Raw genomic sequence first — 25610 nt, 5'->3', positions numbered from 1 at the left:
GCCCCGACCGATCCGACATCCTGAGATCGCGGTACCCGAACCGGCGACGAGTTGTCGGCATGTCGCGGCGAAGGCGGACCAGCGGACACGGAGCGAGACCGCGGTGCGGGGATTGTCTCTACTGAAGGGGGCCCACATGCGGGCCAGGCAGAGGAACCACACCTCATGAGCGCCACGTCAGGATCGGCACCGGCGCCGCCGTTCCCTCAGACGCCACAGTTCTGGGTGCTGATGGTCAATGCGCTCGGACTCGGAGTCTTCGGCGCCTGCGTCGCCCTGCTGTTCATGGGGCTGATCGGGCTTGGGGACGAGTGGTACTCGGTCTCGGATCCGGGATGGTTCGGCGGGCAGTGGTGGTGGCTGGCCGTCACGGCGGCGGCCGGAGTCGTGGTCGGCCTCCTGCGCCGGTGGACCCACCTGCCGGACAAGATCCCGAGCCTGATCGATGACCTCGAGCACGGCCAAGTCGATGGCCGATCGGTGCCAGGGGTGGTGGTCGTCTCGGCTGCCTCGTTGATCGGAGGCGCCAGCCTCGGCCCGGAGCAGGCACTCGGAGCCATGGGTGGCGGCGCCGCGCAGTGGATCGCCCGACGACGCCGGCTCAACGATGAAGACAGCCAGGTGAACACCAGGGCCGGGTTCGCCGGCGCCTACGGCGGACTGTTCTCCAGCACCCTGATCGTGGTGATGCTAATCCTGGAGGTCTCCCGCCCTGGCGGGCAACGGATGGCCAAGACGCTGGCTGCCACGATCGTTTCTTCCAGCGTCTCGTTCGCGATCTACTTCGTCGTCGCGGGCGCCTTCTTCCTTGACGCCTACGCGGTGCCCGCCTTCAACTTCGAGGACTGGCAGTTGCTCGCCGGTCTCGGCCTGGGCCTGTTCGCGGCGGTGGTGGTGACGCTGCTGGGCGTCGTGATGAAGCTGGCAGCAAGGACGTTCGGCCGGCTCAGAGTGCCGGCCATCGTGCGGCCGGTGATCGGTGGCCTGGTGTTCGGTGTCGTCGGCGTGATCCTGCCGCTGACGATGTTCACCGGCAGCGACCAACTCAAGACCGTGCTGCAGACCGGCGAGACACTCGGCGCGGGCCTCCTGGCTGCCCTCGTGATCGCCAAGATCATCACCTTCGCCGTCTGTGAGGCGAGCGGATTCGTCGGCGGCCCGATCTTCCCAGCGCTCTTCGTCGGCGGCACGGCCGGAGTGTTCGTGCACCAAGTCTTCCCCGACATACCACTGGGACTCGCGTTCACGTGCATGCTCGCCGCAGTTCCCGGAGCCCTGGTCTCCGCGCCCTTCGCGCTGGTCCTGCTCGCCGGGTTCATGAGCCAACTGGGTGCACTGCAGACCGCACCCGTCCTCATCGCCGTCATCACCGCATTTCTCGCCGTGGAGTCGGTGAAGTACGTCGCAGCCACCCGCCGGCGCAGCAACCCACAGACGAGTCGGCAGACAAACCAATGATCCGTTCATCGGGTGCCTACCCACCTCCCGATGTGCCTCCCAGGTCAAATAGAGGAGGCCCTTTCCCGATCGGGAAAGGGCCGCTGTCGCCGAGGTCGTTGCCGCCTACGGTGTGTCCCGCTCGTGGGTCTACGAACTGCTGACCCGCTACCGCACCGAGGGCGACGCGGCATTCGAGCCGCGATCGCGCCGGCCGAAGACCAGCCCTACCGCGACACCACCGGCGACCATCGATCTGATCATCACGGTCCGCAAGCAGCTGGCCGAGTCCGGTCTGGACGCGGGCCCGGACACGATCGTGTGGCACCTGCGGTTCACCCACTACCCACTCACCGACGGCACCGACACCGAGACCATCACCCGGCTCGACGACCACTCCCGCTACGCCCTCCACGTGTCGGCCCGCCGTCATCTCACCGGCCAGATCGTGCTCGACAACTTCACCCAAACCACAGCCCAGCACGGCTGTCCCGCCTCCGTACTCACCGACAACGGCTTCGTCTACACCACCCGCTTCGCCGGCCGACACGGCGGCAACAGCCGCAACGGCCTGGAAACCGAACTCCACCCCCGCGAGCAGGACGGCACCTGGTCAGGTCGCTGGCCGGAATACTGGAAGCCGGACCGTGGTCGCGTGGGCCAGTGGCTGGCCCTCGGGTTACTTCGGCAGTGACATCGCCGGGTCGGTCGCTGCGGCGATCAACTCCTCCTGCGTCACGTCCGGTAGCGCGACTCCCTTGGGGAGCCCGTCTGCCACACGCTTGAGCGACTTCACCCGCAGCATGGCGACGATGACCACTTGCCCGTCCGGTCGTTCGTAACGCACGAACTTCCCGCCGTCGGTGTTCAGCCAGAGCAGGCGTAGCAGCCGTTCACGGTAGGTGGGGTTCTTGGGCGGCTTCTGCGATCCCGCGACCGGGTAGCCCTTTCCCTTCGAGGACTTCACCGGCTGCGCGGAACCTCCGATGATCGAGCGACCGTTCGGTGCGATCAGCTCGTAGCAGCTGAACCTCAGCAGGTTCTCGGTGAACCTCGGGCCGCACCACTTCGTCAGGTCCAGCGCGTCCTCCTTGTGAGCCACCGATACCCACAGCAGGCCGACACCGCCTCCTTGAGTCCAGTTCTGCGTGACGGTCAGTTCACCGATTCCGCCAGGCTTGCTGGAGTTCGCCGTACCGACGATCACCTGCTGTGGTTTGCCGACGGTGTATGCGCCCTTGGTGTCGATGTGCTTGCGTAGTACGGCGGTCAGCAGTGAGGCACTCTTCGCTCGAACGGCTACCGGGTCTGTCTGTTCCTGAGCCGCGGGCGGCGCTGCATCCTGGCCGGCCGAGTTGGGCAGGTATTGGACGCCCGCGGCTGCCACCGCCGCGATCGCCGCAGCGGCAGCGATTCCGCTGAATGCCCGCTGCCGACGAAGCCGCCTGCGGCCTCGCGCAAGGTCCGGCTCCGGATCGACGAACCGGTCGAGATCAGCGCTGATGGTGTCCCTCATCCGGTCCCGCAGGTCCTGCTCGTTCATGCTCGCTCCTTGGTCAGTTCGTCGAGTCGGAGGTCGGTCAGGCGGCGCCGAAGGTGATCGAGGGCACGCGCGGTCTGGCTCTTCACCGTGCCGGCGCTGACCCCCAGGTCCGCCGCGACCTCTTCGATGCTGAGATCGAGACAGAACCGCAGCACCACAATCCGGCGCTGTCGCGGGCCCAACGCGGCCAGCGCGCTGACGAGCTCGTCCCGTCCGTCCAGATCAGGCCCGTCCACCTCCTGGTCGGGCATGACGTCCGAGCTCAGCTCACGCCGCCACATCCGCCGACTCGCGTCGATGTTCGTACGCACCAAGACCTTGCGCACGTAGGCGTCCTCGGCTCCACTCGTGTGGATCCTCGGCCAAGCCACGTACAACTTGGTGAGCGCCGTCTGCACCAGATCCTCGGCGGCATGCCGATTACCGCAGAGCAGGTAGGCGGCCCCCATCAACCGCGACCGCCGGGCCAGGACGAAATCTGAAAACTCCTGGTCACGCTGCTTTCGGCTCGTCATCTGTTTCCTTTGCCGTGTTGGTTGACGATCGTAAAGACGACTGGTTCTGCCGCCGAGTTGCATGCCCGGCCCGGTTGCCTCGCCCGTCACCCTCTACGAGGTCGAGGAGTCCTGGCGCTCGCTCCGCCCTACGCCCGGGACCTCCACCACGTCGACAACGCTCCAGATAACCAAAGAGGATCCGCTAGTCACGGCGCGTGGGTCCGACTGATGGTGCCGCAGCAGCGGCAGCTACGGCGTGCTTTACGCGATCGCCGGGCTCTGCGCCATCATCGGAGCATTCGCCATCCTGCCCGTGAAGGGTGTTCGTTGAGCGCCCACATCGACGAAGCGGCCGGGCCCCTCGTGGGCCCGGCCGCGTTTTCGACGCTCAGACGGCGACCTCGCGGTAGGCGGGCGGGGTTGCCTCTTCGCGGATGGCATCTGTGATGGGGCAGGGCTTGAAGCCTTTGACGATCAGATAGACGCCCAGCGAGAGCTCCCACAAGGCGATCGGGATGACGGCGATCCCCGTCACCGTGCCGACCCGGTCGACGACGCCGAACATCGTCAGGACTACCGCGGTGAGGTGCAGTGGGGCTCCGATGAGTCCGATCATGGGAAGGACGCGTGGCACGAGGCCGGATCGGTACAGCAAGGTGCCCAGCAGGATGGCGTTGATGCCCGGCATGAGGCTCCCTCCGAGCGTGAACGCCCAGTGGTAGGTCGCGACGTGCGACGCGCCGATGGCGGCCAGCGAGGCTGCGTCGGCTCCGGCCGCTGTGCCCAGGTCCTGGTGCAGGGTCACGAGCGAGAGGAGGCTCGCGACACCGGTGAAGAGCATGGCGGCTTCAAGGGTGCGGGAGGCGACGAAGCCGAGCGCCATGCCTTGGTTCTGTCGCTTGACCACCGGATACAGCGTGATGGCGGTGCCGATGCCGGCGAGGGCGACGATGACCTCGAGGAAGCAGCCCCATAGGGCGGGGGTGTCGGCGGCGGAGCTGATGATGAAGTCCTTGCCCTTCACCGAGCTGTAGAGGGCTGGGGGGCGAGTGTGGGGATTGAGACGAAGGTAATCAGGTAGAAGATGCCCGCGACGAGCGAGGTCTTTCGCGTTGGGTCCTTCGGGACTCGTTTCGTTGCTGCGGTCTGGACGGTGGTGGCCATGTCGATCTATCCCTTTTCGCGATTGATCTTTAGTGGGTTGACGAGCTATCGAGGATCGGCGGTGGGTACATCGGGCTGGTCGGGCTCGACCTGAGTGACCGAGACCAGCGGCAGGCCCATGTCGCGGATCTTCTGGAGCAAGCCATACAGCGCGGCCTGGTCGACCACCGAGCCTTGGATCAGGGTGGTGCCGTCGTTCTCGCTGGTGATGGTCAGTCCGTCGAACCAGCCGGCCCATCGGGAATCCAGGTGCCCCTTGAGACGGATTTCGTACGGTCCGTTCGTTCGCATGCTCGAAAGGTAGGAACGGATGTGGTGAGCGGGCATCACCACGTGTGGTGATCTATGTGGTGATCTGGCCGGCGCCGGGTTCAGCGGTCGCGGGTCCGGGACAACAGGTCAAGCTGCTCGGCCCGGCGCACCGCTGCCCGACGGTTGTTCACGCCGAGCTTGGCGTAGATGTTCTTGGTGTGGGTCCGCACGGTGTTCAGGGACACCACGAGCTCGCGGGCGATGTCCGGGCCGTCCAGGTCGGTCCCGAGCAGCCGAAGCACTTCCAGCTCGCGTTTGCTCAGTGGCTCAACCAAACCCTGTCGGTCCTCGGGCAAGCCCTGACTGACGGGAGGGCTGTCCTCAGTCTTGTCAACGGCCGCCAGGAGCCGACGCACATCGTCCCGAGCGATCCCCTCTTGTTCGCCAGGTGCTACCCGTGCGGCAGCTCTCAGCAGTTTGGCCATGGGTGCGCCCTCATCCGCGAACACTCGGACGTAGCCCTCCGGCTCAGACAGCGTCAGCGCACGTTCCAGCGATACAAGCGCAGCCGGGATCTCGCCTCGCGTCTGGTGGGCAAGCGCCTGCAGCACCAGGATCTCGATGACGCTCCCCGTCCTTCCCCCCTCTTCTGCTGCTTGCAGGAGCCGATCCAAGAGCTGGGTCGCCTCGTCGATGGAGCCCTCTGCACGCTCTGCCCTGGGCTGGGCCAAGAGCACCCTGACCAGGGTGATGTGCTCGAACTCGCGCAGGTAGCTGAGGTCGTCCGTGGCGGAAAGACCCTGCTCACGCACCCAGCCGATCGCTTCACCCAACGCCCCCTGCTCGACCCAGACCCGTGCCCTCCACGCCGGGACCGGCCGCACGTTGGGGAAGAAGTCACTGACATACAGGCGCTCCGCCTCATTGAGCAGGTCGAGTGCGGCGCCCAGATCCCCCTCAGCCTCGCGTACCCGAGCCATCGCGACTCGCCAGCGGTATGGGTTCTGCAGCAACCCGAGGTGCTCGCCGAGCTCCTGGCTCCGCAGCAAGTACTGCGTGGCGGTAGGCAGGTCGTTCCGCTCGCGGTGGATCTCGCTGATCCCGACATACATGTCCGCCGTCCCCCGCAACGCCGACCCGCCCTGCTCGGATGCGAGCTGCAAGGCCTGCTCGTAGGTGTGCATCGCGTCGCCGAGCCGGCCTTGCCTACGCCGTATATCCGCCAGCGCGATCGCGCACCCAAAGGTGTCGGCGACGTGCCCGACCCGCCGCAGCCCCGCCATGCAGTCGGCATACGCCCGGTGCGCTTGATCCAGGTCTCCGCTCGTCCAGTACGCCAGCCCCAACAGCCCCGATGCCGATGCGCGCCGGAGGTGGTCTTCCTCAGGCGAAAGCTCGAGCGCCCGCCGGGCATGCCCCTCGGTGCCGGGCACGTCGCCCCGGGCCAGGGCCAGAGCAGCGCGATACAGCTCGATCGTCCCCGGGACGCCTCGAAACTCTTCGTCGTCGACGACGACCATCCCCGCCGGCGAGGCTTCCGGTCCCACATGGGTACCGGTCGTCGTGTCCAGCCACCGCTCGGCGTCCTCCAGCCGCGCCTCCACGCCTTCGAGCTCGCCGCCCAGCAGCAACGCTCCGGCATACCCGACAATCAGCACGGGCCTGACCTGGACCACCTCGCCGGGAAGCGCCTCGAGCCAGCCACGCATTGTGGACTCCTGCCGGCTCCTGCGCATGGCCGGGATCGCCAGCTCGACCAGGTCCGCCGCCCGCTCGAAATCCTCGGCGGCCAGCGCGTGGCGGATCGCCTCGGATCGTTCGCCGTTCCGCTCGTACCAGTCGCTCGCGCGCAGGTGCAGCTCATGGACGCGGTCAGGCTGCTCGTCCAGCAGATGCGCTCGCAGCACGTCTCCGAAAAGATGCTGGTAGCGATACCACTGGCGGCGGTCGTCGAGCTGGATAAGGAACAGGTTCCCCCGATCGAGAGCCTCCAGCATGGGCTTGCCGCCGTGCTGGCCGGTCACGGCATCGCAGAGCGGGCCGCTCAGCCGGCTGAGGATGGAGGTCTTCAGCAGGAAGCTGCGGACATTGTCGGGCTGGCGCTGCAAGACCTCTTCGACCATGTAGTCGATGATGTACCGGTCATCCCCGGCAAAGCCCGCGATAAAGCCTGCGATGTCGGCGCGGCCCTGCATCGAGAGCGCCGCCAGCTGGAGCGCGGCGATCCACCCTTCCGTGCGCCCCTCCAACGCTGCGACGTCCTGCGCCGTCAGTACCAGTCCCATCACCTCGTTTAGGTACGCCGCGGCCTCGTCAGGCGTGAAGCGCAGATCGGCGGCGCGGATCTCAACGAGCTCGCCGCGCCCTCGCAAGCGAGACAGCGGCAGCGTCGGGTCTGCGCGGCTGGCGATCACCAGGTGCATCTGTGGGGGGAGGTGCTCCAGCAGGAAGGCCATCCCGTCCTGTACGTCGCGTGCGTCGATGACGTGGTAGTCGTCGAGCACGAGCACGACGTCGTCCGAGCTGGCGCTGAGGTCGTTGAGCAGAGTGGCGAGGACCGCTTCGATCGGCGTCTGAGACGACTGCAGGAGCAAGAGCGCACCGGCACCGACCCCCGGCGACGCTGCCTGCAGCGCGGCGACAAGGTACGACCAGAACAGGGCGGGATCGTTGTCGCGCCGGTCGAGCGAGAGCCACGCCGCGGACCGTCCTTCGGCAGGCGCGCCTGCCAGCCACTCGGCCAGCAACGTCGTCTTACCGAACCCGGCCGGAGCTGAGACGAGCGTGAGCGTCGACTCCGCCCCGCGGCTCAGACGCTCGCTCAGTCTCGGACGCGCTACCAGACCGCGTCGTCCCCTGGGGACGTGGAGCTTGGTCTCGAGCAGTGGGCCTGCCATGACCATCTCCCCTCAGGAGCCAGTCTTCATGTGCCGTCGACAAGCACTTGTTGCCAGCGAGACAGCGGTTGGTTCCGGTAACTGATCGTGCCATCAGCTCGCTCGAGACCATCTGACCACACGTGTGAGGCGGTTACCGGTCATGCCGCAGTGAGGGCGGCCACGCTCGCCCGGATCTGCCGCGGTGAGGGCGGCGCCCGGATCTGCCGCGATCCGGGCGTTGCCCCCGTCCACGCGATCCCAACTGCCACGAGCCGAGTCCCGGCGTCTGAGCTGCGGCACAGCTTCGTCTCGCTGCTGTCCAGCAGCGGAGTACCGATCGAGGACATATCGCGCCTGGTCGGCCACGTGGGCACCAACGTGACCGAGAAGGTCTACCGGCACGAGCTGTGACCGGTGATGACGAGAGGCGCCGCGACGATGGATCAGATCTTCAAGCAGACGACCGACCACAGGTAGGAATTGGAGTCCTAGCCTCCCGTTTTGCCTCCCGGGTCAAACAGCAGAGGCCCTTTCCCGATCGGGAAAGGGCCTCTGACCTGCGGTGGAGCTTAGGGTGTGCTCCGTCAGGACATACCGGACAGGTCTCTCAAGACATACCGGACTGGGTCTGAGGGTTCGGGCAGGGCTGCGTTGAGGCTGCGGGTGTGTCCAAAGCCCGGCTGGTTGTCACCGCGATCGAGATCGAAGGACGTAGCGTCGCCGAGGTCGTTGCCGCTTATGGCGTTGCTCGTTCGTGGGTCTACGAACTACTCGCCCGGTACCGAGCCGAGGGCGAAGCGGCGTTCGAGCCGCGGTCACGCCGGCCCAAGACCAGCCCGACCGCGATACCGCAGTCGACGATCGACCTGATCATCACGGTCCGCAAGCAGCTGATCGAGTCCGGTCTGGACGCGGGTCCGGACACGATCGCCTGGCATCTGCGGCACCGCCATCAGGTCACGGTCTCGGTCAGCACGGTCGCTCGCACTCTGACCCGCCAAGGTCTGGTGGTGCCGGAGCCGAAGAAGCGCCCGAAGAGCTCCTACCTGCGGTTCGAGGCCGAACAACCCAACGAAACCTGGCAATCCGACTTCACCCACTACCCGCTCACCGACGGCACCGACACCGAGACCATCACCTGGCTCGACGACCACTCCCGCTACGCCCTCCACGTCTCGCCCCACCGCCACATCACCGGCCAGATCGTGCTCAACACCTTCACCCAAACCGCAGCCCAGCACGGCTATCCCGCCTCCGTGCTCACCGACAACGGCTTCGTCTACACCACCCGCTTCACCGGCGGCCGCAACGGGCTCGAGACCGAGCTACGCCGTCTGGACATCGTTCAGAAGAACTCCCGCCCCAACCACCCCACGACCTGCGGCAAGGTCGAACGGTTCCAACAGACGATGAAGAACTGGCTGGCCGCGCAACCTCAACAACCCGCCGGCCTGGACGAACTCCAGGCCCTGATCGACACCTTCGTGCAGATCTACAACCACGCCCGCCCACACCGGTCGCTGCACCACCGCGCGACCCCGGCGACCGCCTACCAGGTCCGCCCCAAAGCAGGCCCCGGCACCGACCGCAGCACCGACACCCACTACCGCGTGCTCCACGACATCTCAGACCCCGCCGGCAAACTCACCCTCCGCCGCGCCGGCCGACTCCACCACATCCCCATCGGCACCGAGCACGCCCGAACCCCCGTCCTCAAACTCGTCGACGACCTCCACATCCGCATCATCAACGCCGCCACCGGCGAACTCCTCCGCGAGCTCACCCTCGACCCCACCCGCGACTACCAGCCCCTCGGCCGACCCCCAGGCCCACACCCCAAGAACAGAAAACCGGACCCCAAACAGGGGTCCGGTCCGTCCGGGATCTCTTGAGAGATCACACGGTGGAGCTTAGGGGATTCGAACCCCTGACCTCTTCCATGCCATGGAAGCGCGCTACCAACTGCGCCAAAGCCCCGCGGTGTCTTGCGACTCCGGAAGTTTAGCGGATGGGGGGCGGCAAAGAAAAATCGGTTGGCTCGTGGGGCTGGTGAGGTGCGCGACAGGCCAGTTGCCCTTCGTTGCCAGTTCGCTGGCAGCCGATCACCACGCTCTGTCCGCCGACCACAGTACTTCGCGTCACAGTCTGCGACCCGCCGAAGGCAGCACCAGAACTGCCGCCGCGAAGCGGTGTCCTTTGGCTTCTACCGCTGGGGGTCGTCGCTCATGACTGGTTCGGGGAGGGAGCCGGCGTTCCATTCTTCGATTCGCCAGCCGTGGCGGCCGGGGAGGAGGGAGACCCAGTTGCAGTTCGACAGGCCTCCGAACGCTGGCCAGTTGGCCTGCGGGATGCCGAGGAACTGGCAGATGCCGACGCGGGCCGCGAGGCCGTGAGTGGCGATGACGATGGTGTCCTCGGCGGAGCCTTCCTCGCAGATGCGGGACAGGGCTGCGGCGAAGCGGTCGGCGACTTCTTCGATGGTTTCGCCGTTCGAGCCGCGGCGCTGGGTTTCGCCGTTGCGCATCCGGGCGGCGGCCTCCGGGTTGATCGCGGCGAGTTCGCCCGAGGTCAGGCCGGCCCAGTCGTCGACGTTGATCTCGCGGAGCGCTTCGTCGTACTCGATCTTGAGTCCGGTCAGCGCGGCGAGCTCACCGGCGGTGGCGGCGGCCCGCTTGAGGTCGCTCGCGAACAGGCGCGTGGGCGCGAGCGACGCGAGCCGCGCGGCGGCGTCGCGGGCCTGGCCGATGCCGACGGAGTCCAGCGGGATGTCGGCCTGGCCCTGGATCTTGTCCTGCAGGTTCCACTCCGTCCGGCCGTGCCGCCAGACGATCAGTCGGCCCGCGCTCATTCCGCCGAAGCCGAACCAGGCACGGCCGAGCCAGGGACAGTCGAACCAGGCCCGGGCGACGGCAGCGGGATCACCGGGCAGTCGCGCCAGAGGCGCTCGAGCGAGTAGAACGCGCGCTCCTCGTCGTGCTGGACGTGGATGACGATCTCGAGGTAGTCGAGCAGTACCCAGCGGCCTTCGCGGGCGCCCTCGCGGCGTACCGGCTTGGCGTCGAAGTCGACGCGCAGCTTCTCCTCGACCGCGTCCACGATCGCGCGGACCTGGCGGTCGTTGGAGGCGGAGGCGACCAGGAACGCGTCGGTGATCGCGAGCTGCTCGGACACGTCGAAGGCGAGGACGTTCTCGGCCTTCTTGTCGTGGGCCGCTTCCGCGGCCGCGGTCAGCAGCTCGATTGCGCGTTCACTGGCAGACATAAACGTCCTAACGGTTGGTGTAGAGCTCACGCTTGGCGATGTACTGGACGATGCCGTCCGGGACGAGGTACCAGGTCGGGTTGCCCTTGGCGACCCGGGCACGGCACTCGGTCGACGAGATCGCCAGCGCCGGCACCTCGAGCAGGGTGATCCGGTCCATCGGCAGCTGGTCCAGCGGCAGCACGAGGCTCTCCGTCCCCGGCCGGGTACAGCCGACGAACTGGGCGAGCTTGAACATCTCGTCCACGTCCCGCCAGGTGAGGATCTGGGCGAGCGCGTCGGCACCGGTGATGAAGAACAGCTCGGCGTCCGGGTACAGCCGGGACAGGTCGCGCAGGGTGTCGATGGTGTACGTCGGACCCGGCCGGTCGATGTCGACGCGGCTGACCGAGAACCGCGGGTTCGACGCGGTCGCGATCACGGTCATCAGGTACCGGTCCTCGGGCGGGGAGACCTTCTTGTCCGACTTCTGCCACGGCTGGCCGGTCGGAACGAAGATCACCTCGTCGAGATCGAAGTACGCCTGCACTTCGCTGGCCGCGACAAGGTGGCCATGATGGATCGGGTCGAACGTGCCACCCATCACACCGATGCGTCGTACCCGCTCCACAGAAGCCACGTCAGCCCTTCACAACAACAGCCGCTCAGCTGTGCGGCCGGCCCTTGCCCATGATGACGGTGACGAGCAGCAGCAGGATGAACACGACCAGCGCGAACCCGCCGTACCACCACTTCGAGATGTGCGACGCCTCGACGGCAGCCGCATCGATGGCCGCCACCTGCGGCACGAGGATCGAGAACATGATGCAGAGCCTATCTCGTGACCGTCCTGACGACAGCGACCGGTGGCCCCAGGAGGACACCGGTCGCGTGCAGAGGTCAGCTGTGGCGGACGTGACGGGTCAGCAGCCGGCGCCAGGCAGACGGTACGGCGTGGGCGCGGCGGGCCTGCGCTGCGACGCGGTGCCGCTCGTCGATGTGGGCACGGGCAACTTCGGGGGTGATCATGATTCCTTCACTGGGTTGGTACGGCGGAGCTGGGGCGGACTTACCCCAGTACTTCAAATTGTACGGTTTGAACTACGCTCTCACAAACGAATTAAAGGCATTGAACATTCCCAGCCTTAGAATCTGCGGTGAACAGGAGAAGTCATGGACGCGATCGACAGTCAGCTGATCGAAGCGCTCCGGATGAACGGCCGCTCCAGCTGGGCCGAGCTGGGCCGCGTGGTCGGCCTGTCCGGCCCGAGCGTCCAGGAGCGGGTACGCCGCCTCGAGGAGCGCGGCGTACTCCTCGGGTACCGCGCGGTGGTCGCGCCGGATCAGGTCGGACTCGGGACGAGCGCACTGATCGGGCTGTTCCAGAAGGACGACGTCGAGACCGATGACATCGTCGAGCAGGTGCGGGACATCGTCGCCGTCGAGGACTGCTGGTTCGTCGCCGGCGACCAGGAGCTCGTGGTCAAGGTCCGGGTCGCGGACGTCACCCAGCTCGAGGCCGTCGTCGGCTCGCTGCGCCGCGTCAACGGCGTGGTCAGAACGCGGACGACCGTTGTTCTCTCGACGCGCTGGGAGGGTCGGCCGGCCCCACTGCCCGGGACCTGAACAGCAGCGTGACGGCGGCGACGACGGCCAGCGCGGCCGCGACCGGGAAGAGTGCGCGCGGCGCGTGCTGGTACACGGATCCACCGATGGCCGGCGCCAGGAACATTCCGCTGATCGAGGCGGCGGCGTACAGGCTGGAGTAGCGACCGACCATTCCCTCGGGCGCCGCGTCGGCGACGTGCGCGGTGGCGGTCGGTTTGTAGAGCATCTCCCCCGCCGTGATCACCACGATCGCCAGGGTCGCGCCGGCGAGGGCAGGCCAGACGCCGAGGACCGCCAAGCCGACGCCGACGAGCGCGAACCCGATCGCGATCACCCGGGTCGCGCGGTGACCACGGAGCCGTACCGCGAGCGGCGCCTCGCACAGGACGATCACGACGGAGCTGACTCCGATGAGTACGCCGTACGCGACCGCCGGCGTACCGGCATCCCTCAGCAGCAGCGGCATCGTGGCGAAGATCTGCCGGTAGACGGTGTCGACGACCACGATCGTCGCCAGCAGAACGAGGACCGAGCGGTCGCGGGTCAGCGCGCTCCACAGGCCGTTGACGCGGACGGACGACGTACGGCGGGGCGCCGGGACGAAGCGCCAGATGACGGCGGCCATGATCAGGCTGGTCACTGCGTCGACGATGAAGACGAGCGAGAAGTTGTACGCCGCCAGCAGTCCGCCCAAAGGTGGGCCGATGGTGAAGCCGGCGTTGCTCGCGGTACGGGACAACGCGATGCCCTCGCGGCGGCGTTCGGCCGGGAGGGCGGTTGCGACGAGGGCGCTCAGGTTCGGGCGGCTCGCACCGCCGCACAGGCCGGCGAGCGCGGCGACCACACCGATCCACGGCGCCGCAACGAGCGGCATGGCGCAACAGGTGACGACCCAGGCGAGCTGGCTGGCGATGGCCGCCGTACGCAGGCCGAAGCGGTCGCCGAACCAGCCGCCGCCGAGATTGCCGCCGAGCAGCCCGACGCCGTACGCCGCTGCCGCGAACCCGGCCTGTTGCGCCGACATGCCACGATCCTCGACCAGGTAGAGGGTGAGGTAGATCCAGGCGAGGGCACCGGCGGAGCTGATCAGCTGGCCGAGCATGACTGCCTTCAGCCAGGCGGGCAGGTCCGCGATCCGGCGCCAGTACATGGCTCGCCCTCCTGGACTAGAGTGAGTTCCTGACAGGAACTTACTCGGACGGCTAGCGTGGTGGCAACCGGAATCGAAGGAGTACGTCGTGCGGCGGAGCACCTTCTCGCCTGAGCCGGACTGTGCGATCGCACAGTCCCTCGGCGTCATCGGCGACGGCTGGGAGCTGTTGGTCGTCCGGGATCTGGCGCGCGGGCTGGAGCGGTTCGACCAGCTCGCCGAGTCGCTGCACATCTCGCGGAAGGTGCTGACCGAGCGGCTCAACGGTCTGCTGGAGAGCGGGATCGTCACGCGGTCGGCGTACCAGGAACGCCCGACGCGCTACGCATACCGGCTCACACCGCGCGGGCGGGCCCTGTTGCCGGTCCTCGTCGCATTGCAGGACTGGGGCGATCGATGGCTACTCGGCGACGGGTCACTCAGCGGCACCAACTCGGTCGACGAGCCGCCGGCGCATCGCCTGCACGAGCTGGTTGGTCAGCGGGTGCCGTCGGTCGCCTTGCCGTCGATCGTTGGTACGACGGTTGACGTGGTGGACGCGGACGCGCGGGCGACCGTCCTCTTCGGGTATCCGGCGACCGGGCGCCCGACCCCGTTGCCGGACGGCTGGAACGAGATCGCGGGCGCCAGCGGGTGCACATTGGAGAACCGGCTGTTCGCGGGCCGGTACGACGACTTCGCCGCTCGCGGGATCGCGGTCCGTGGAGTCAGTACGCAGCGCACCGACGAGCAGCAGGCGTTCGCGCGAGCGGAGGAGATTCCCCACCTGCTGCTGTCGGACCTCGACCTGGAACTGGTGGCGGCGCTGCGGCTGCCGACGTTCCGGGCCGGTGGGTACGAGCGATTGAAGCGGGTCGTGCTTGTCATCGGCAACGATCGGGTCGTGCGGGCCGTGCGGTATCCGGTCACCGATATCGCGGATGCCGTCGAGTGGGCGCTCACGACTGCGTGAAGAACGCCTTCACCTCGGCGGCGACCCGTCGTACTGCGTCGGCGCTGCCGCTCGGGTTGAGGCTGCCGGGGTCCGATGACGAACCGTGCTCGAAGCCGTCGAACTCGATCCGCCGGCAGTGCGGCAGCACCTGCTCCAGGGTGGCGCGGCCGGGCTTGAGAGCGGGCAGGCCCTTGCTGCCGCCGAGCAGCAGCACGTCGGCGTTGACGGCGCGGAAGTTGTCGAACGTACCTGCGAGCTCCGCGATGATGACGCCTTCGGCGTGGATCGTCGGAGCGAGCTGACGCATGGTGATCGCGCCCGCGGGAGCCTGACGCTCTTCCTTCGCCATCATCTTCTCGGTCGTCCAGCGGAGCAGGCCGCGCGGCATGATCTTGAGGAACGGCGGCGCCAGCTCCAGGCCGAACATGCTCGTCACCATCCCGGCAGCGATGTCGCCACGGGCGATCTCCTGGTCGAAGCGGGCGAGCCACTCGCGCTGCGGGGCGCCGTCGGCGACGATCGCCGGCTCGTAGAGCGCGATCTGCTTCAACGCGGGGAGGATGCGGGCTGCTTCGAGGACGACCGCTCCCCCGGCGCTGACGCCGAACGCCCGGTCGGCGCCGGCCGCGGTCAGGACTGCTTCCAGGTCCTCGACCTCGGTGCGGACCGAGTGGTCGGGGCGGTGCGGTCCCGACAGGCCGCGGCCGCGGCGGTCCGGGAGGTAGACGGTGAACTCGTCGGTCAGCGCCTCGGCGAAGAGGGTGTGGCTGCGGGCCGACTCCATGCTGCCGTGCAGCAGGACGACGGCCGGGCCCTGGCCGGTCTTGTAGTAGCCGATCTCGGTGCCGTCGCGGGACGTCACGGTGCCTTGGGTCAGTTCTGCTGTCTTCATGGCTCGATAGTTACATATCATCTAGTTGCATTGCAACTAGTATCTTTGAACCCTTAAGCTGACGCCATGACGTTTCGACGCTCACCGCTCGCACTCGCGATCCTCGGCCTCCTGGAGAACGGGCCGATGCATCCGTACGGGATCCAGCGGCTGATCAAGCAATGGGGCAAGGACCAGGTCGTCAACGTCGGGCAGCGGACCAGCCTGTACCGGATGATCGTGCGCTTGGAGGAAGCCGGGCTGCTGACGGCCGGGGCGACCGAGCGGGACGAGCGGTATCCGGAGCGCACGGTCTACCACCTGACCGACGACGGCCGGAAGATCTGCCGGGAGTGGCTGGCGGAGATCCTGACGACCCCGCGGAACGAGTTCCCGGAGTTCCCGGCGGCGTTGTCGTTCGTGATGCTGCTGACGCCGGAGACCGCCGGCGATCTGCTGGGGCAGCGGCGAGAGCTGCTGACGAAGCGGATCGCCGAGCTCCAGCTGGAGTTGCGGTCGACAGTGGACGGTCAGCCGATTCCACGGTTCGCGTTGCTCGAGACGGAGTACCAGGTCGCGGTGGCGGTCGCCGAGGCGAAGTGGATCGACGGCGTCCTGCATGACCTGAGCAGAGGCACCCTCACCTGGACACCAGGCCCGGTATGACCGCTGGGGCCGGCTCGGGTGCGGGGACGCCGGTTGAGGTCTGGTGGGCTCGGATCGGTCAGGCGCGCGCGGAGTTTGCTGCAGATCTGGACGCGGTCGAGCAGGCGCGGTTCGCGGCGTACGTGCGGGACGAGGACAAGGATCGGTTCCTGCTGGGGGTGACGCTCACGCGCAGAGTGCTGGGACGGCGGCTTTCGTTGCCGGCGGCAAAGGTTTCGCTGGATCGGACCTGCGAGGAGTGCGGCAAGCCGCATGGGAAGGTGCGGGTCGCCGCAGGGGTTGAGTTGTCGGTGACGCACTCCGGCGATCTGGTCGGGGTCGCGTTCGGCGATCGGCCTCTAGGCCTCGATGTGGAGAAGGTTGACCCGCAGTTGGACGTCGATGCGGTCGCCCGGATCGCATTGTCGGCTGAAGAAGTGCAGGAGCTGCAAAGGTACGGCGGGATCGCGAAGGCGCGGGCGTTCACGGCGTACTGGACGCGGAAGGAAGCCGTTGTGAAGGCGACGGGTGCGGGGTTGCGGGGCGATTTACGTGCGGCTGTTCCGGCCGGGATTCACGTGCAGGAGCTGGCGGTGGGCGCGGATCATCGGGCCGCCCTGGCCGTGGTGACCGCCGAGCCGCCCGTCGTACAGGTGGAGGACGCGACCCAGCTCCTGAGCTGAACGGTTCAGATCCGGATCTGGCCTTCGCCGGTGACGATGTACTTCGTGGAGGTCATCTCGGGCAGCCCCATCGGCCCGCGCGCATGAAGCTTCTGAGTCGAGATGCCGATCTCGGCGCCGAACCCGAACTCACCACCGTCGGTGAAGCGAGTGCTGGCGTTGACGACAACCGCAGCCGAGTCCACCGCCTGCGTGAAACGCCGAGCCGCCGCCTGCGACCGGGTGATGATCACCTCGGTGTGCCCCGAGCTGTACCGGCGAATGTGCTGGACGGCCGCCTCCAGAGAATCCACCACGGCAGCGGACAGATCGAGCGAGTTGTACTCCGTCCCGAAGTCCTCCTCGGTCGCCGCGACAATATCCTTGCCAGCAGCAACTACCGACGGGTCGCCGTGGACAGTGACACCGGCCTGCGCGAGGGCGGGCAGGGCGCGGGCCAGGAACTCGTCGGCGACGGCGGCGTGAACCAGCAGCGACTCGGCCGCGTTGCAGACGCTGGGCCGCTGCGTCTTCGAGTTCAGCAGGATCTCCAGGCCGAGCTCGAGATCCGCGTCGGCGTCGATGTACACGTGGCAGTTGCCGACACCGGTCTCGATCACCGGCACCGACGACTCGCCGACGACAGTCTGGATCAGGCCGGCGCCTCCCCGCGGGATCAGTACGTCGACCAGCCCGCGAGCCTGCATCAGTTCCTTGACCGCGGCGCGATCCGTCGGCACGCCCTGGATCACATCCGCTGGCAGTCCGGTCGACTCGGCGGCGTCCCGCAGTACGGCGATGATCGCGTCGTTGGACGCGGCTGCGGAGGACGAGCCGCGGAGCAGTACGGCGTTGCCGGACTTCAGGCAGATGCCCGCGGCGTCGGCAGTCACATTCGGACGGGCCTCGTAGATGATGCCGACCACGCCGAACGGTACGCGAACCTGACGGAGCTCGAGCCCGTTGGGCAGCGTGTACCCGCGGACGACCTCGCCCACCGGGTCGGTCAGCCCGGCGAGCTGCTCGAGCCCGGCCGCCATCCCGTCGACACGGGCCGGGTTGAGCGCCAGACGATCGACCGTGGACTCCGGCGTACCGGCCTCACGCGCCGCCGCCACATCCTTCGCGTTCGCCGTGACGATCGCGTCGGTGTGCTCGCGCAACGCCGCCGCCATGGCGTGCAGCGCCGCGTCCTTCGTCGCCCGCGACGCGTCGGCCAAGGCGTACGACGCCTCCCGCGCCTGCCGCGCCAGCTCGATGATCTCGCTCATCCACTCATCCTAGGTCCGTTGTTCCCGTCCGGGTCCTGCCGTCTCAACCGTGGTAGGCGGGCGATCGCATGCGCGAGGGGTACGGCGGCGGCGAGCGCGATGTTGAGGCGGCGGTCGCTCGGCGCGATCGGTACGCCGTCCGCCTTCAGCCGCCTCCAGGCCCACACGCTGAACGGGATCACGACGAGCGGCGTCGTCACCAGGCCCGGTGTGTAGCGGCGGAGTACGACGGCATCGTCGCGAGCTCCTCGAGATCGTGGACGATCCACGCCGCGAGCAACCCCCAGGCGACCTTCTTCACAATAGGACCAGGTCGTCTCGGTGGACTACCTCGCGCTCGTACGCCGCGCCCAGCTCGCGGGCCAGGTCTCGGGTCGATCGGCCCAGGAGGTCGGGCAGCTCGGAGGCGTCGTAGTTGACCAGACCGCGGGCAATGACGACGCCCGATGGCGAGACCAGGTCGACGGGGTCACCAGCAGAGAAATTGCCTTCTACAGCGGAGATCCCGGCCGGGAGAAGCGACGCCCGCCGTTGCGTCACGGCGCGGACGGCTCCCTCGTCCAAACGCAGTACGCCTTGGCCGGACGTGGCGTGCGCCAGCCACAGCAGGCGGGTCTTGCGGCGTCGGCCGGTCGGGTGGAAGAGCGTGCCGACCGGGTCGCCGCGAAGGGCCTCGCCAACCCGCGCCGCCGAAGTCAGGACGACCGGAATCCCTGCCTCGGTGGCGATTGCGGCCGCCTCGACCTTCGTCTGCATGCCGCCGGTGCCGACACCGGACGAGCCCGACTTGCCGATCGCGAGCGGCTCCAGGTCGGCGGCGCCGCGGATCTCGGTGACCATCGACGTCCCGGGTTTGCGCGGATCCCCGTCGTACAAGCCGTCGACGTCGGAGAGCAGCAGCAACAGATCGGCATGGACGAGATGGCTGGTCAAAGCCGCCAGCCGGTCGTTGTCGCCGAAGCGGATCTCGGTGGTCGCGACGGTGTCGTTCTCGTTCACGATCGGTACGACGCCCAGCTCGAGCAGCCGCGCGAACGTTCGGTACGCGTTGCGGTAGTGGCTGCGGCGCGTCACGTCGTCGACGGTCAGCAGCACCTGCCCGACCCGCAACCCGTGCGCCGCGAACGCATCGCTGTAGCGGGCCATCAACAAGCCCTGCCCGACCGAGGCAGCGGCCTGCTGCGTGGCCAGGTCACGCGGTCGAGCCCGTAGCCCCATCGGCGCCAGCCCGGCGGCGATCGCACCGGAGGAGACGAGCACGACCTCGGCCCCCTCCACCCGGCGCGCCGAGATGGCGTCGACGAGCAGCCGGAGTCGTTCGAGATCGATCTTGCCGCGCTGGGTCAGCGATGACGAGCCGACCTTCACGACGATTCGCGTGGCCGCAAGGACCTCCGCGCGAGCTTCCATCAGAAGTCCTGATCTGTGCTTTCTTCCGCCGCTTCGAGCTCGCGCGCTTCCTTGCGCGCCAGCTTCTCCGCCTTCACCGCTGCTCGTTTCGCCTCGGCCGGGGACAGGTCCACCTCGTCCTCGGCCCATTCCTGCTTGTAGTCGGTCCGGACACCCTTGTTGGTGTGGTACTCGGTGTCCTTCTCCCGCCGCCGCTGGGCCGCCGGGCGGTCCTCCTCGAGGCGATGGTCCTCACCGCGCCGGGCCAGGATCTCCGCACCGGCGAGGATGTCGGGCGCGAAGTCGAACACGATCGCGTTCGGGCCGTCGCCGATGACGACCGCGTCGCCGGCGTTCGCACCAAGCTTGAGCAGCTCCTCCTCGACGCCGAGCCGGTTCAGCCGGTCGGCCAGGTACCCGGTCGCCTCCGCGTTCGCGAAGTCGGTCTGCCGGACCCAGCGCTCGGGCTTCGCGCCCTGCACCAGCCAGCCGTCGTCGTGCGGCAGCTTCTTCACCTTGAACTCGGGCCCGCCCTGCACCTGCGGCCGGATCACGATCCGCGTGGTGTCGGGCTTCTCCTGCTCCGCGCGCCGGCGGACGACGATCTCGGCCATCGCGAACTTCAAGGCCTCCAGGCCTTCGTGCGAAGCGGTCGAGATCGGGAACACCCGCAGCCCGCGCTGCTCCAGCTCGGCCTGCACCATGTCGGCGATCTCGCGCGCGTCGGGTACGTCGATCTTGTTCAGGGCAACGATTCGCGGCCGGTCCTCGAGCCCACCGTGCGCCTCCAGCTCGGCCTCGATCGTGTCGAGGTCGCTGAGCGGATCCCGGCCCGGCTCGTACGTCGCGCAGTCGATGACGTGCACCAGGGCCGCACACCGCTCCACATGCCGCAGGAAGTCGTGCCCGAGGCCACGCCCTTCGCTCGCACCCTCGATCAGACCTGGTACGTCGGCGACGGTGAACGTGACGTCACCGGCGACCACGACGCCGAGGTTCGGGATCAGGGTGGTGAACGGGTAGTCGGCGATCTTCGGGCGGGCGCGACTGATCGCGGCCACCAGCGAGGACTTGCCCGCACTCGGGAAACCGACCAGGCCGATGTCCGCGACGACCTTCAGCTCGAGGACGAGCGTGCGCTCCTCGCCTTCCTCACCGAGCAGCGCGAACCCGGGAGCCTTGCGGGCACTGCTCGCCAGCGCCGCGTTGCCGAGACCACCCTTGCCGCCTTGGGCAGCGACGAATTCCGCGCCCGGTCCGACGAGATCCGCGAGGACGACGCCGTCCGGCGAACTGATGACCGTGCCGTCCGGGACCGGCAGGACGACGTCGCCGCCGTTGCTGCCGGCCTGGTGGTCACCCTTGCCCTGGGCACCGTTCGTCGCGGTGCGGTGGCTGGAGCGGTGGTAGTCGACGAGGGTGGTGACGTCCGGGTCGACGCGCAGGATCACACTGCCGCCGTCACCGCCGTTCCCGCCGTCGGGGCCGCCGAGGGGCTTGAACTTCTCCCGGTGCACCGAGGCGCAGCCGTTTCCGCCGCGGCCCGCGGCGACATTCACCGTCACGCGGTCGACGAAGCTGGGGATTGCCATCGGTGTCTACTTCCTGTGGGGGTGGTCCGCCACGCAGGCGAAACCGGCGTTTTCGGCCCGGAACGAGCTCGTTTCGCGGGGTTCTGCCTGCACGCAGGTACAACTTCGATTCCAACGCAAAGGGCGGGCCGCGGAATTCCGCGACCCGCCCCTTGCAGAGCTTACTGAAACGTCCGGGTGGCGGTGTTACTCCGCCGGGGCCGGGACGATGTTGACGACGCGGCGACCGCGGCGCGTGCCGAACTCCACGTGGCCCTCGGCCAGCGCGAACAGCGTGTCGTCGCCGCCACGGCCGACCAGGTTGCCCGGGTGGAAGTGCGTGCCGCGCTGCCGGACGATGATCTCGCCGGCGTTGACCAGCTGACCGCCGTACCGCTTCACGCCGAGGCGCTGCGCGTTGGAGTCGCGACCGTTGCGGGTCGAGGCCGCTCCCTTTTTGTGTGCCATCTCGAGATCAGCTCACTTCTTCTTCGCGTCGATCGCGGTGACCTTGACCTGGGTGTAGTGCTGACGGTGCCCCTGGCGCTTGCGGTAACCGGTCTTGTTCTTGTACTTGAGGATGGTGATCTTCGGGCCCTTGGTGCGGCCGAGAACCTCAGCCGAAACGGCCACCTTGGCCAGCGCCGCAGAGTCGGTCGTCACGGTGTCGCCATCGACGACCAGGACTGCCGGCAGGGACACGGTGTCGCCCACCTTGTCCGTCAGGCTGTCGATCTCGATGACATCGCCGACGGCGACCTTCTGCTGGGTGCCGCCACTGCGCACGATCGCGTACACCGTGGATCTCACTCTCTGCTGGTTCGGAAAACTTACGGGGGCCTGCACAGACCTGGCGGCCCACACAAACATGGCACGCTGAACGCGCGCCGACGCCCAAGTTTACGGGTCCCCTCACAGACGGGTCAAACTGACTCCCCCGCCTGCAACGGGACCCACATCACATCGCGTCAGCTACCGGTCGTGACCAGCTCGGACGGGTCCGCGCCTTCACTCTCGGTAGTGGTCTTGCTCCGGCTGCGGCTGCTGCGCCGCCGCCGGGTGCTCTTGGTGGCGCCGTTCGGGGCGGCGTCGGCCTCGGTGGCCCCGGCCTCGGAGCCGGCCGGCGTCTCGGTGATCAGGGTCGTCGCCGCGGCGGATTCGGCCGGGAAGCCGGTCGCCTCCGGGCTCACGTGCTCCTCGTCGGCAGCCGACACCGGGTAGCCGGTGGGTTCCGGCGTACCTTCGTCGTCCTTCTTGACCGTGGCGGCGGCGATCTGCGCGAGCTTCTGGGCGGCGTCGGCGGTGTGCTGCGCGGTCTCGGCCTCGGTGGCCTCCTCCTCGCCGCGGCCCTTGCCCCGGCGGCGGCGCGAGCTCTTCCGGCCGCCCTCCTCCGCCGGCGCGGACTTGCCGTGGTCCTGACCGTTGCTGTTGCTCTGGCTGTTGCCCTGACCATTGCCCTGACCATTGCCCTGGCCGCTGCTCTGGCCGTTGCGGCTGTCGCGGCGGCGGGACTCCTTCGGCTCGTCGTGCAGGATCAGGCCGCGGCCACCGCAGTGGTCGCAGTTCTCGCTGAACGCCTCGAGCAAGCCGGTGCCGATCCGCTTCCGGGTCATCTGGACCAGGCCGAGCGAGGTGACCTCGGCCACCTGGTGCTTGGTCCGGTCGCGGCCCAGGCACTCGACCAGGCGACGCAGTACCAGGTCGCGGTTCGACTCGAGCACCATGTCGATGAAGTCGATGACGATGATGCCGCCGATGTCGCGGAGCCGGAGCTGCCGGACGATCTCCTCGGCCGCCTCCAGGTTGTTCTTGGTGACCGTCTCCTCGAGGTTGCCCCCGGAGCCGGTGAACTTCCCGGTGTTCACGTCGACGACGGTCATCGCCTCGGTGCGGTCGATGATCAGCGAGCCACCCGAGGGCAGCCACACCTTGCGGTCCAGCGCCTTCTTGATCTGCTCGTCGATGCGGAAGTTGGCGAACACGTCGTTGTCGCCGGCCCACTTCTCGACCCGGTCAGCCAGGTGCGGCGCGACGCCCGCGACGTACTCACGGACCTGTTCGTAGGCCTGGTCGCCGGAGATGACCAGTTTCGCGAAGTCCTCGGTGAACAGGTCGCGGACGACCCGGATCAGCAGGTCCGGCTCGCCGTACAGCAGCTGCGGGGCCTGACCGTTCTTGGACTTCTTGTCGATGTCCTCCCAGGCGGCCTGCAGGCGGCTGACGTCGGAGGTCAGCTCCTCCTCCGAGGCACCCTCGGCGGCGGTCCGGACGATCACGCCGGCCTCGTCGGGGACGATGTCCTTGAGGATCGTCTTCAGCCGGTTCCGCTCGGTGTCCGGCAGCTTGCGGCTGATGCCGCCGTTGCCGCCGCGCGGGACGTACACGACGTACCGGCCGGGCAGGCTGATCTGGTTGGTGAGGCGGGCGCCCTTGTGGCCGATCGGATCCTTGGTCACCTGGACCAGCACCGACTGACCGGACTTCAGCACCTGCTCGATCTTGCGCGGACCGTTGGCGCCACCAAGGGTCGCCCAGTCGACCTCACCGGCGTACAGCACCGCGTTGCGGCCCTTGCCGATGTCGATGAACGCGGCCTCCATGCTGGGCAGCACGTTCTGCACGCGGCCGAGGTACACGTTGCCGATCAGCGACGTCTGCTCGGCGGTGGTCACGTAGTGCTCGACCAGGACGTTGTCCTCGGAGACCGCGATCTGGGTCAGGTCGTCGCGGGACCGGATCACCATGGTCCGCTCGACCGACTCGCGGCGGGCCAGGAACTCGGCCTCGGTCACGATCGGCGCGCGGCGACGGCCGGCGGCGCGACCCTCGCGGCGGCGCTGCTTCTTCGCCTCCAGGCGGGTCGAACCCTCGACCGCGGTGATCTCGTTGTTCACGGTCTTGCTGCGCGGCTCCCGGACGCGGACGACGGTCTCGTCCGGGTCGTCGGGGGACGCGACGCTGTCCTCGCCCTTGCGGCGACGGCGACGGCGGCGGCGCCGGGACGAACTGCCGTCCTCGTCGGAGTCGGCCGCGTCGCTGTCGGCGTCGTCGGACGCGTCGGCGTCCTGCTCGGCGTCCTGGGTGTCCTGCTCGTCCTCGTCGTCGGACTGCTCGTCGGCGCTGTCGTCGGCACCGTCACCAGACTTGCGACGGCGACGGCCGCCACGACGACGCCGGCGGCGGCGAGTGCCCTCGCCACCTTCCTCGCCGTCCTCCGCCTGACCGTCGGCCGCGGCGTCCAGTTCGACGTCGGCCTCCGCGTCAGCGGTCTCGGTGGCTGGGGCGTCTGCCTCGGCGGCGCGGCTCTGGGCGCCGGCGGCTTCGGTGGACCTGCTTGAGGACCTCCGCCTGGTCCGGCCCGCGGGCTTGTCTTCGGGCGCCGGCTCGGTGGTGTCATCGGCGGCGCTCACGGCCTGCGACTGGGCGTCCGTGCTCTCCTCGGCCACCTCGACCTCACGGGCCTCGGCGTCGCGGTTACGCCGGCTCCGGCGACGACGGTTGCCACTCGGCTGCTCGTCGGTCCCCGGCTCCGGGGTCGCGTCCGAGGTGACCTCAGCCGGGGCGCTCGGCTCGGGCTGCTGAGGTGCAGTCTGCTGCGGGCCACCGGTCGGTGCCTGGAACAGGACCGCCGCGGGGGCGGCCGCGCGCCGACGGGTACGCCGGGTGCTCGTCTCCTCGGCGGGCGCATCGGAAGCTGCAGCCGGGCCGGAGGCTGAACCGGCGTGGTCCGCGGTCGCGCCGGAGTTGGCGTCAACCGCGCCACGGCTCCGTCCGCCCCGCCCGCGGGACGTGGCGCCGGAGTCGGCGGAGGTGCTGGTGTCGGCGTTCGCGCCGGACTCGGCGGTCTTGGTGGTACGGCGACGGGACGTGCGCTTGGAGGCGGTGGCGTCCGGCGTGCCGGCGGTGGTTTCGGCGTCGGCGACCGGGCCGTCGGTGACCGGGGAGTCTGCGGTCAGCAGGGCCGGCTCGGCAGCGGCCTTCTTGGTGGTCCGCTTGCGGGTGGTCTTCTTCGCCGCCGGGGCGGCGTCGGTGGACTCGGCCGCATCGTCGGGGACGAACTGCGGGAAGATCTCCTGGTCCGCGGCCTTCTTGGCAGCGCGCTGGGTGGTCTTCTTGGCCGGAGCCTTCGCCGCGGCCTTCTTGGCCGTGGTCTTCTTCGCGGCGGCCTTCTTGGCTGCCGTCTTCTTGGCCGGCGCCGGCGCCGGATCGGCGGTCTGGGCGTCGGACTGGGTCGGGACCGCCGACTCGGCGGTCTTCACCGTGCGCTTGCGCGTCGTGGTGGTCTTCTTCGCGGCCGGCGCCTTCTTCGCGGTCCTGCGGGTGGCGGCGGGCTGGGCGGTGGCAGCCGTGTCGGCTGCCTCGGTGGTCGGCTCGTTGTCGAGCATGTAGTGCGGGTCTCCTCAAGCCCTCCGGCGCATCCTGCGACCCCTGTCACGGGTCCGGCGCGGCCACAAGGCGGTCACGGTTCGCCGCGCCCGGCCCGGAAATCTGCCCGGG

At 68.4% G+C, this 25610-nt stretch carries 26 protein-coding genes, 1 tRNA gene and 1 pseudogene; 8 read left to right on the top strand and 20 right to left on the bottom strand.

Features of this window, described 5'->3' with window-relative positions:
- Positions 1–165 precede the first annotated feature (165 nt).
- Together OHA18_RS27300 and OHA18_RS27295 are read left to right on the top strand one after the other, a co-directional pair.
- Positions 166–1458: a chloride channel protein gene (locus tag OHA18_RS27300; protein ID WP_328998154.1), complete on the top strand. Its 1293-nt coding sequence runs from the start codon at positions 166–168 to the stop codon at positions 1456–1458.
- A gap of 97 nt (positions 1459–1555) precedes the next feature.
- Positions 1556–2131, top strand: a pseudogene (locus OHA18_RS27295) (hypothetical protein); the annotation flags it as partial.
- Here the strand turns inward: OHA18_RS27295 and OHA18_RS27290 are convergent.
- The 5 genes from OHA18_RS27290 to OHA18_RS27270 all read right to left on the bottom strand — a co-directional run bounded on the left by OHA18_RS27290 (position 2117) and on the right by OHA18_RS27270 (position 7790).
- Entirely contained in the window at positions 2117–2980 is an 864-nt protein-coding gene (locus tag OHA18_RS27290) for a hypothetical protein (RefSeq protein ID WP_328998153.1), read from the bottom strand. The pseudogene OHA18_RS27295 and the gene OHA18_RS27290 sit on opposite strands and share 15 nt — an antisense overlap.
- Positions 2977–3495 (bottom strand): SigE family RNA polymerase sigma factor, encoded by a 519-nt coding sequence (locus tag OHA18_RS27285; RefSeq protein WP_328998152.1) that lies wholly within the window; start codon positions 3493–3495, stop codon positions 2977–2979. The genes OHA18_RS27290 and OHA18_RS27285 overlap by 4 nt, the downstream gene beginning before the upstream one ends.
- A 370-nt stretch (positions 3496–3865) precedes the next feature.
- Positions 3866–4501, bottom strand: coding sequence for a DUF4386 domain-containing protein (locus OHA18_RS27280; protein ID WP_328998151.1), 636 nt, complete (start codon positions 4499–4501; stop codon positions 3866–3868).
- Positions 4502–4686: 185 nt separating this feature from the next.
- A complete protein-coding gene (locus OHA18_RS27275) occupies positions 4687–4932 on the bottom strand; it encodes a hypothetical protein (protein ID WP_328998150.1) in 246 nt (81 codons plus the stop codon).
- Between the two features lie 80 nt (positions 4933–5012).
- The gene (locus tag OHA18_RS27270) at positions 5013–7790 is read right to left on the bottom strand and encodes a LuxR C-terminal-related transcriptional regulator (RefSeq protein WP_328998149.1); all 2778 of its coding nucleotides are present in this window, start codon (positions 7788–7790) and stop codon (positions 5013–5015) included.
- Between the two features lie 150 nt (positions 7791–7940).
- On the opposite strand from OHA18_RS27270, the gene OHA18_RS27265 reads away from it, so the two are divergent.
- Complete coding sequence (locus OHA18_RS27265; protein WP_328998148.1) at positions 7941–8183, top strand: hypothetical protein; 243 nt, start codon at positions 7941–7943, stop codon at positions 8181–8183.
- Between the two features lie 254 nt (positions 8184–8437).
- Positions 8438–9664 carry an IS481 family transposase gene (locus OHA18_RS27260; RefSeq protein ID WP_328998147.1) on the top strand — a complete coding sequence of 409 codons (1227 nt, stop codon included), beginning with the start codon at positions 8438–8440 and terminating at the stop codon, positions 9662–9664.
- A gap of 12 nt (positions 9665–9676) precedes the next feature.
- On the opposite strand, the gene OHA18_RS27255 is transcribed toward OHA18_RS27260, so the two are convergent.
- The 6 genes from OHA18_RS27255 to OHA18_RS27230 form a co-directional block, all read right to left on the bottom strand.
- Positions 9677–9749 (bottom strand) — tRNA-Ala (locus tag OHA18_RS27255).
- Positions 9750–9975: 226 nt separating this feature from the next.
- Entirely contained in the window at positions 9976–10620 is a 645-nt protein-coding gene (locus tag OHA18_RS27250; protein WP_328998146.1) for a histidine phosphatase family protein, read from the bottom strand.
- Positions 10617–11033, bottom strand: coding sequence for a ribosome silencing factor (gene rsfS / locus OHA18_RS27245; RefSeq protein WP_328998145.1), 417 nt, complete (start codon positions 11031–11033; stop codon positions 10617–10619). Before rsfS ends, OHA18_RS27250 begins: the two co-directional genes overlap by 4 nt.
- 7 nt (positions 11034–11040) lie before the next feature.
- Entirely contained in the window at positions 11041–11652 is a 612-nt protein-coding gene (nadD, locus tag OHA18_RS27240) for a nicotinate-nucleotide adenylyltransferase (RefSeq protein ID WP_328998144.1), read from the bottom strand.
- Positions 11653–11677: 25 nt separating this feature from the next.
- Positions 11678–11836, bottom strand: coding sequence for a hypothetical protein (locus OHA18_RS27235; RefSeq protein WP_328998143.1), 159 nt, complete (start codon positions 11834–11836; stop codon positions 11678–11680).
- 76 nt (positions 11837–11912) lie between these two features.
- Complete coding sequence (locus tag OHA18_RS27230) at positions 11913–12041, bottom strand: hypothetical protein (RefSeq protein ID WP_267901740.1); 129 nt, start codon at positions 12039–12041, stop codon at positions 11913–11915.
- Positions 12042–12185: 144 nt separating this feature from the next.
- Between OHA18_RS27230 and OHA18_RS27225 the strand changes: the two genes are divergently transcribed.
- Positions 12186–12638: an Lrp/AsnC family transcriptional regulator gene (locus tag OHA18_RS27225; RefSeq protein WP_328998142.1), complete on the top strand. Its 453-nt coding sequence runs from the start codon at positions 12186–12188 to the stop codon at positions 12636–12638.
- Here the strand turns inward: OHA18_RS27225 and OHA18_RS27220 are convergent.
- Positions 12568–13770 (bottom strand): MFS transporter, encoded by a 1203-nt coding sequence (locus OHA18_RS27220; RefSeq protein ID WP_328998141.1) that lies wholly within the window; start codon positions 13768–13770, stop codon positions 12568–12570. The genes OHA18_RS27225 and OHA18_RS27220 overlap by 71 nt on opposite strands.
- An 88-nt stretch (positions 13771–13858) precedes the next feature.
- On the opposite strand from OHA18_RS27220, the gene OHA18_RS27215 reads away from it, so the two are divergent.
- Positions 13859–14722: a winged helix-turn-helix transcriptional regulator gene (locus tag OHA18_RS27215; protein ID WP_328998140.1), complete on the top strand. Its 864-nt coding sequence runs from the start codon at positions 13859–13861 to the stop codon at positions 14720–14722.
- On the opposite strand, the gene OHA18_RS27210 is transcribed toward OHA18_RS27215, so the two are convergent.
- The gene (locus tag OHA18_RS27210) at positions 14709–15596 is read right to left on the bottom strand and encodes an alpha/beta fold hydrolase (protein ID WP_328998139.1); all 888 of its coding nucleotides are present in this window, start codon (positions 15594–15596) and stop codon (positions 14709–14711) included. The genes OHA18_RS27215 and OHA18_RS27210 overlap by 14 nt on opposite strands.
- A 66-nt stretch (positions 15597–15662) precedes the next feature.
- Here OHA18_RS27210 and OHA18_RS27205 point away from each other — a divergent pair, with 66 nt between their 5' ends.
- Both OHA18_RS27205 and OHA18_RS27200 read left to right on the top strand, forming a co-directional pair.
- Entirely contained in the window at positions 15663–16241 is a 579-nt protein-coding gene (locus tag OHA18_RS27205; RefSeq protein WP_328998138.1) for a PadR family transcriptional regulator, read from the top strand.
- Complete coding sequence (locus OHA18_RS27200) at positions 16238–16903, top strand: 4'-phosphopantetheinyl transferase family protein (RefSeq protein ID WP_328998137.1); 666 nt, start codon at positions 16238–16240, stop codon at positions 16901–16903. Before OHA18_RS27205 ends, OHA18_RS27200 begins: the two co-directional genes overlap by 4 nt.
- A gap of 5 nt (positions 16904–16908) precedes the next feature.
- On the opposite strand, the gene OHA18_RS27195 is transcribed toward OHA18_RS27200, so the two are convergent.
- From OHA18_RS27195 to OHA18_RS27165, 7 genes are all read right to left on the bottom strand, one after another.
- A complete protein-coding gene (locus tag OHA18_RS27195) occupies positions 16909–18153 on the bottom strand; it encodes a glutamate-5-semialdehyde dehydrogenase (RefSeq protein WP_328998136.1) in 1245 nt (414 codons plus the stop codon).
- A complete protein-coding gene (locus tag OHA18_RS27190) occupies positions 18150–18353 on the bottom strand; it encodes a hypothetical protein (RefSeq protein ID WP_328998135.1) in 204 nt (67 codons plus the stop codon). Before OHA18_RS27190 ends, OHA18_RS27195 begins: the two co-directional genes overlap by 4 nt.
- A 97-nt stretch (positions 18354–18450) precedes the next feature.
- A complete protein-coding gene (gene proB / locus OHA18_RS27185) occupies positions 18451–19563 on the bottom strand; it encodes a glutamate 5-kinase (protein WP_328998134.1) in 1113 nt (370 codons plus the stop codon).
- Positions 19563–21134, bottom strand: coding sequence for a GTPase ObgE (obgE, locus tag OHA18_RS27180; protein ID WP_328998133.1), 1572 nt, complete (start codon positions 21132–21134; stop codon positions 19563–19565). Before obgE ends, proB begins: the two co-directional genes overlap by 1 nt.
- A gap of 186 nt (positions 21135–21320) precedes the next feature.
- On the bottom strand, positions 21321–21581 hold the full coding sequence (rpmA, locus tag OHA18_RS27175; RefSeq protein ID WP_130381076.1) for a 50S ribosomal protein L27: 261 nt from the start codon (positions 21579–21581) through the stop codon (positions 21321–21323).
- Between the two features lie 12 nt (positions 21582–21593).
- Positions 21594–21911, bottom strand: coding sequence for a 50S ribosomal protein L21 (gene rplU / locus OHA18_RS27170; RefSeq protein WP_329006167.1), 318 nt, complete (start codon positions 21909–21911; stop codon positions 21594–21596).
- A 170-nt stretch (positions 21912–22081) separates the two neighbouring features.
- Complete coding sequence (locus tag OHA18_RS27165) at positions 22082–25498, bottom strand: Rne/Rng family ribonuclease (RefSeq protein WP_328998132.1); 3417 nt, start codon at positions 25496–25498, stop codon at positions 22082–22084.
- Positions 25499–25610 lie beyond the last annotated feature (112 nt).

This window comes from Kribbella sp. NBC_00709 (assembly GCF_036226565.1).
Classification (GTDB): domain Bacteria; phylum Actinomycetota; class Actinomycetes; order Propionibacteriales; family Kribbellaceae; genus Kribbella.
Note: the sequence above shows the minus strand (reverse complement) of the source record. Positions and strands in the feature narration are given on the sequence as shown.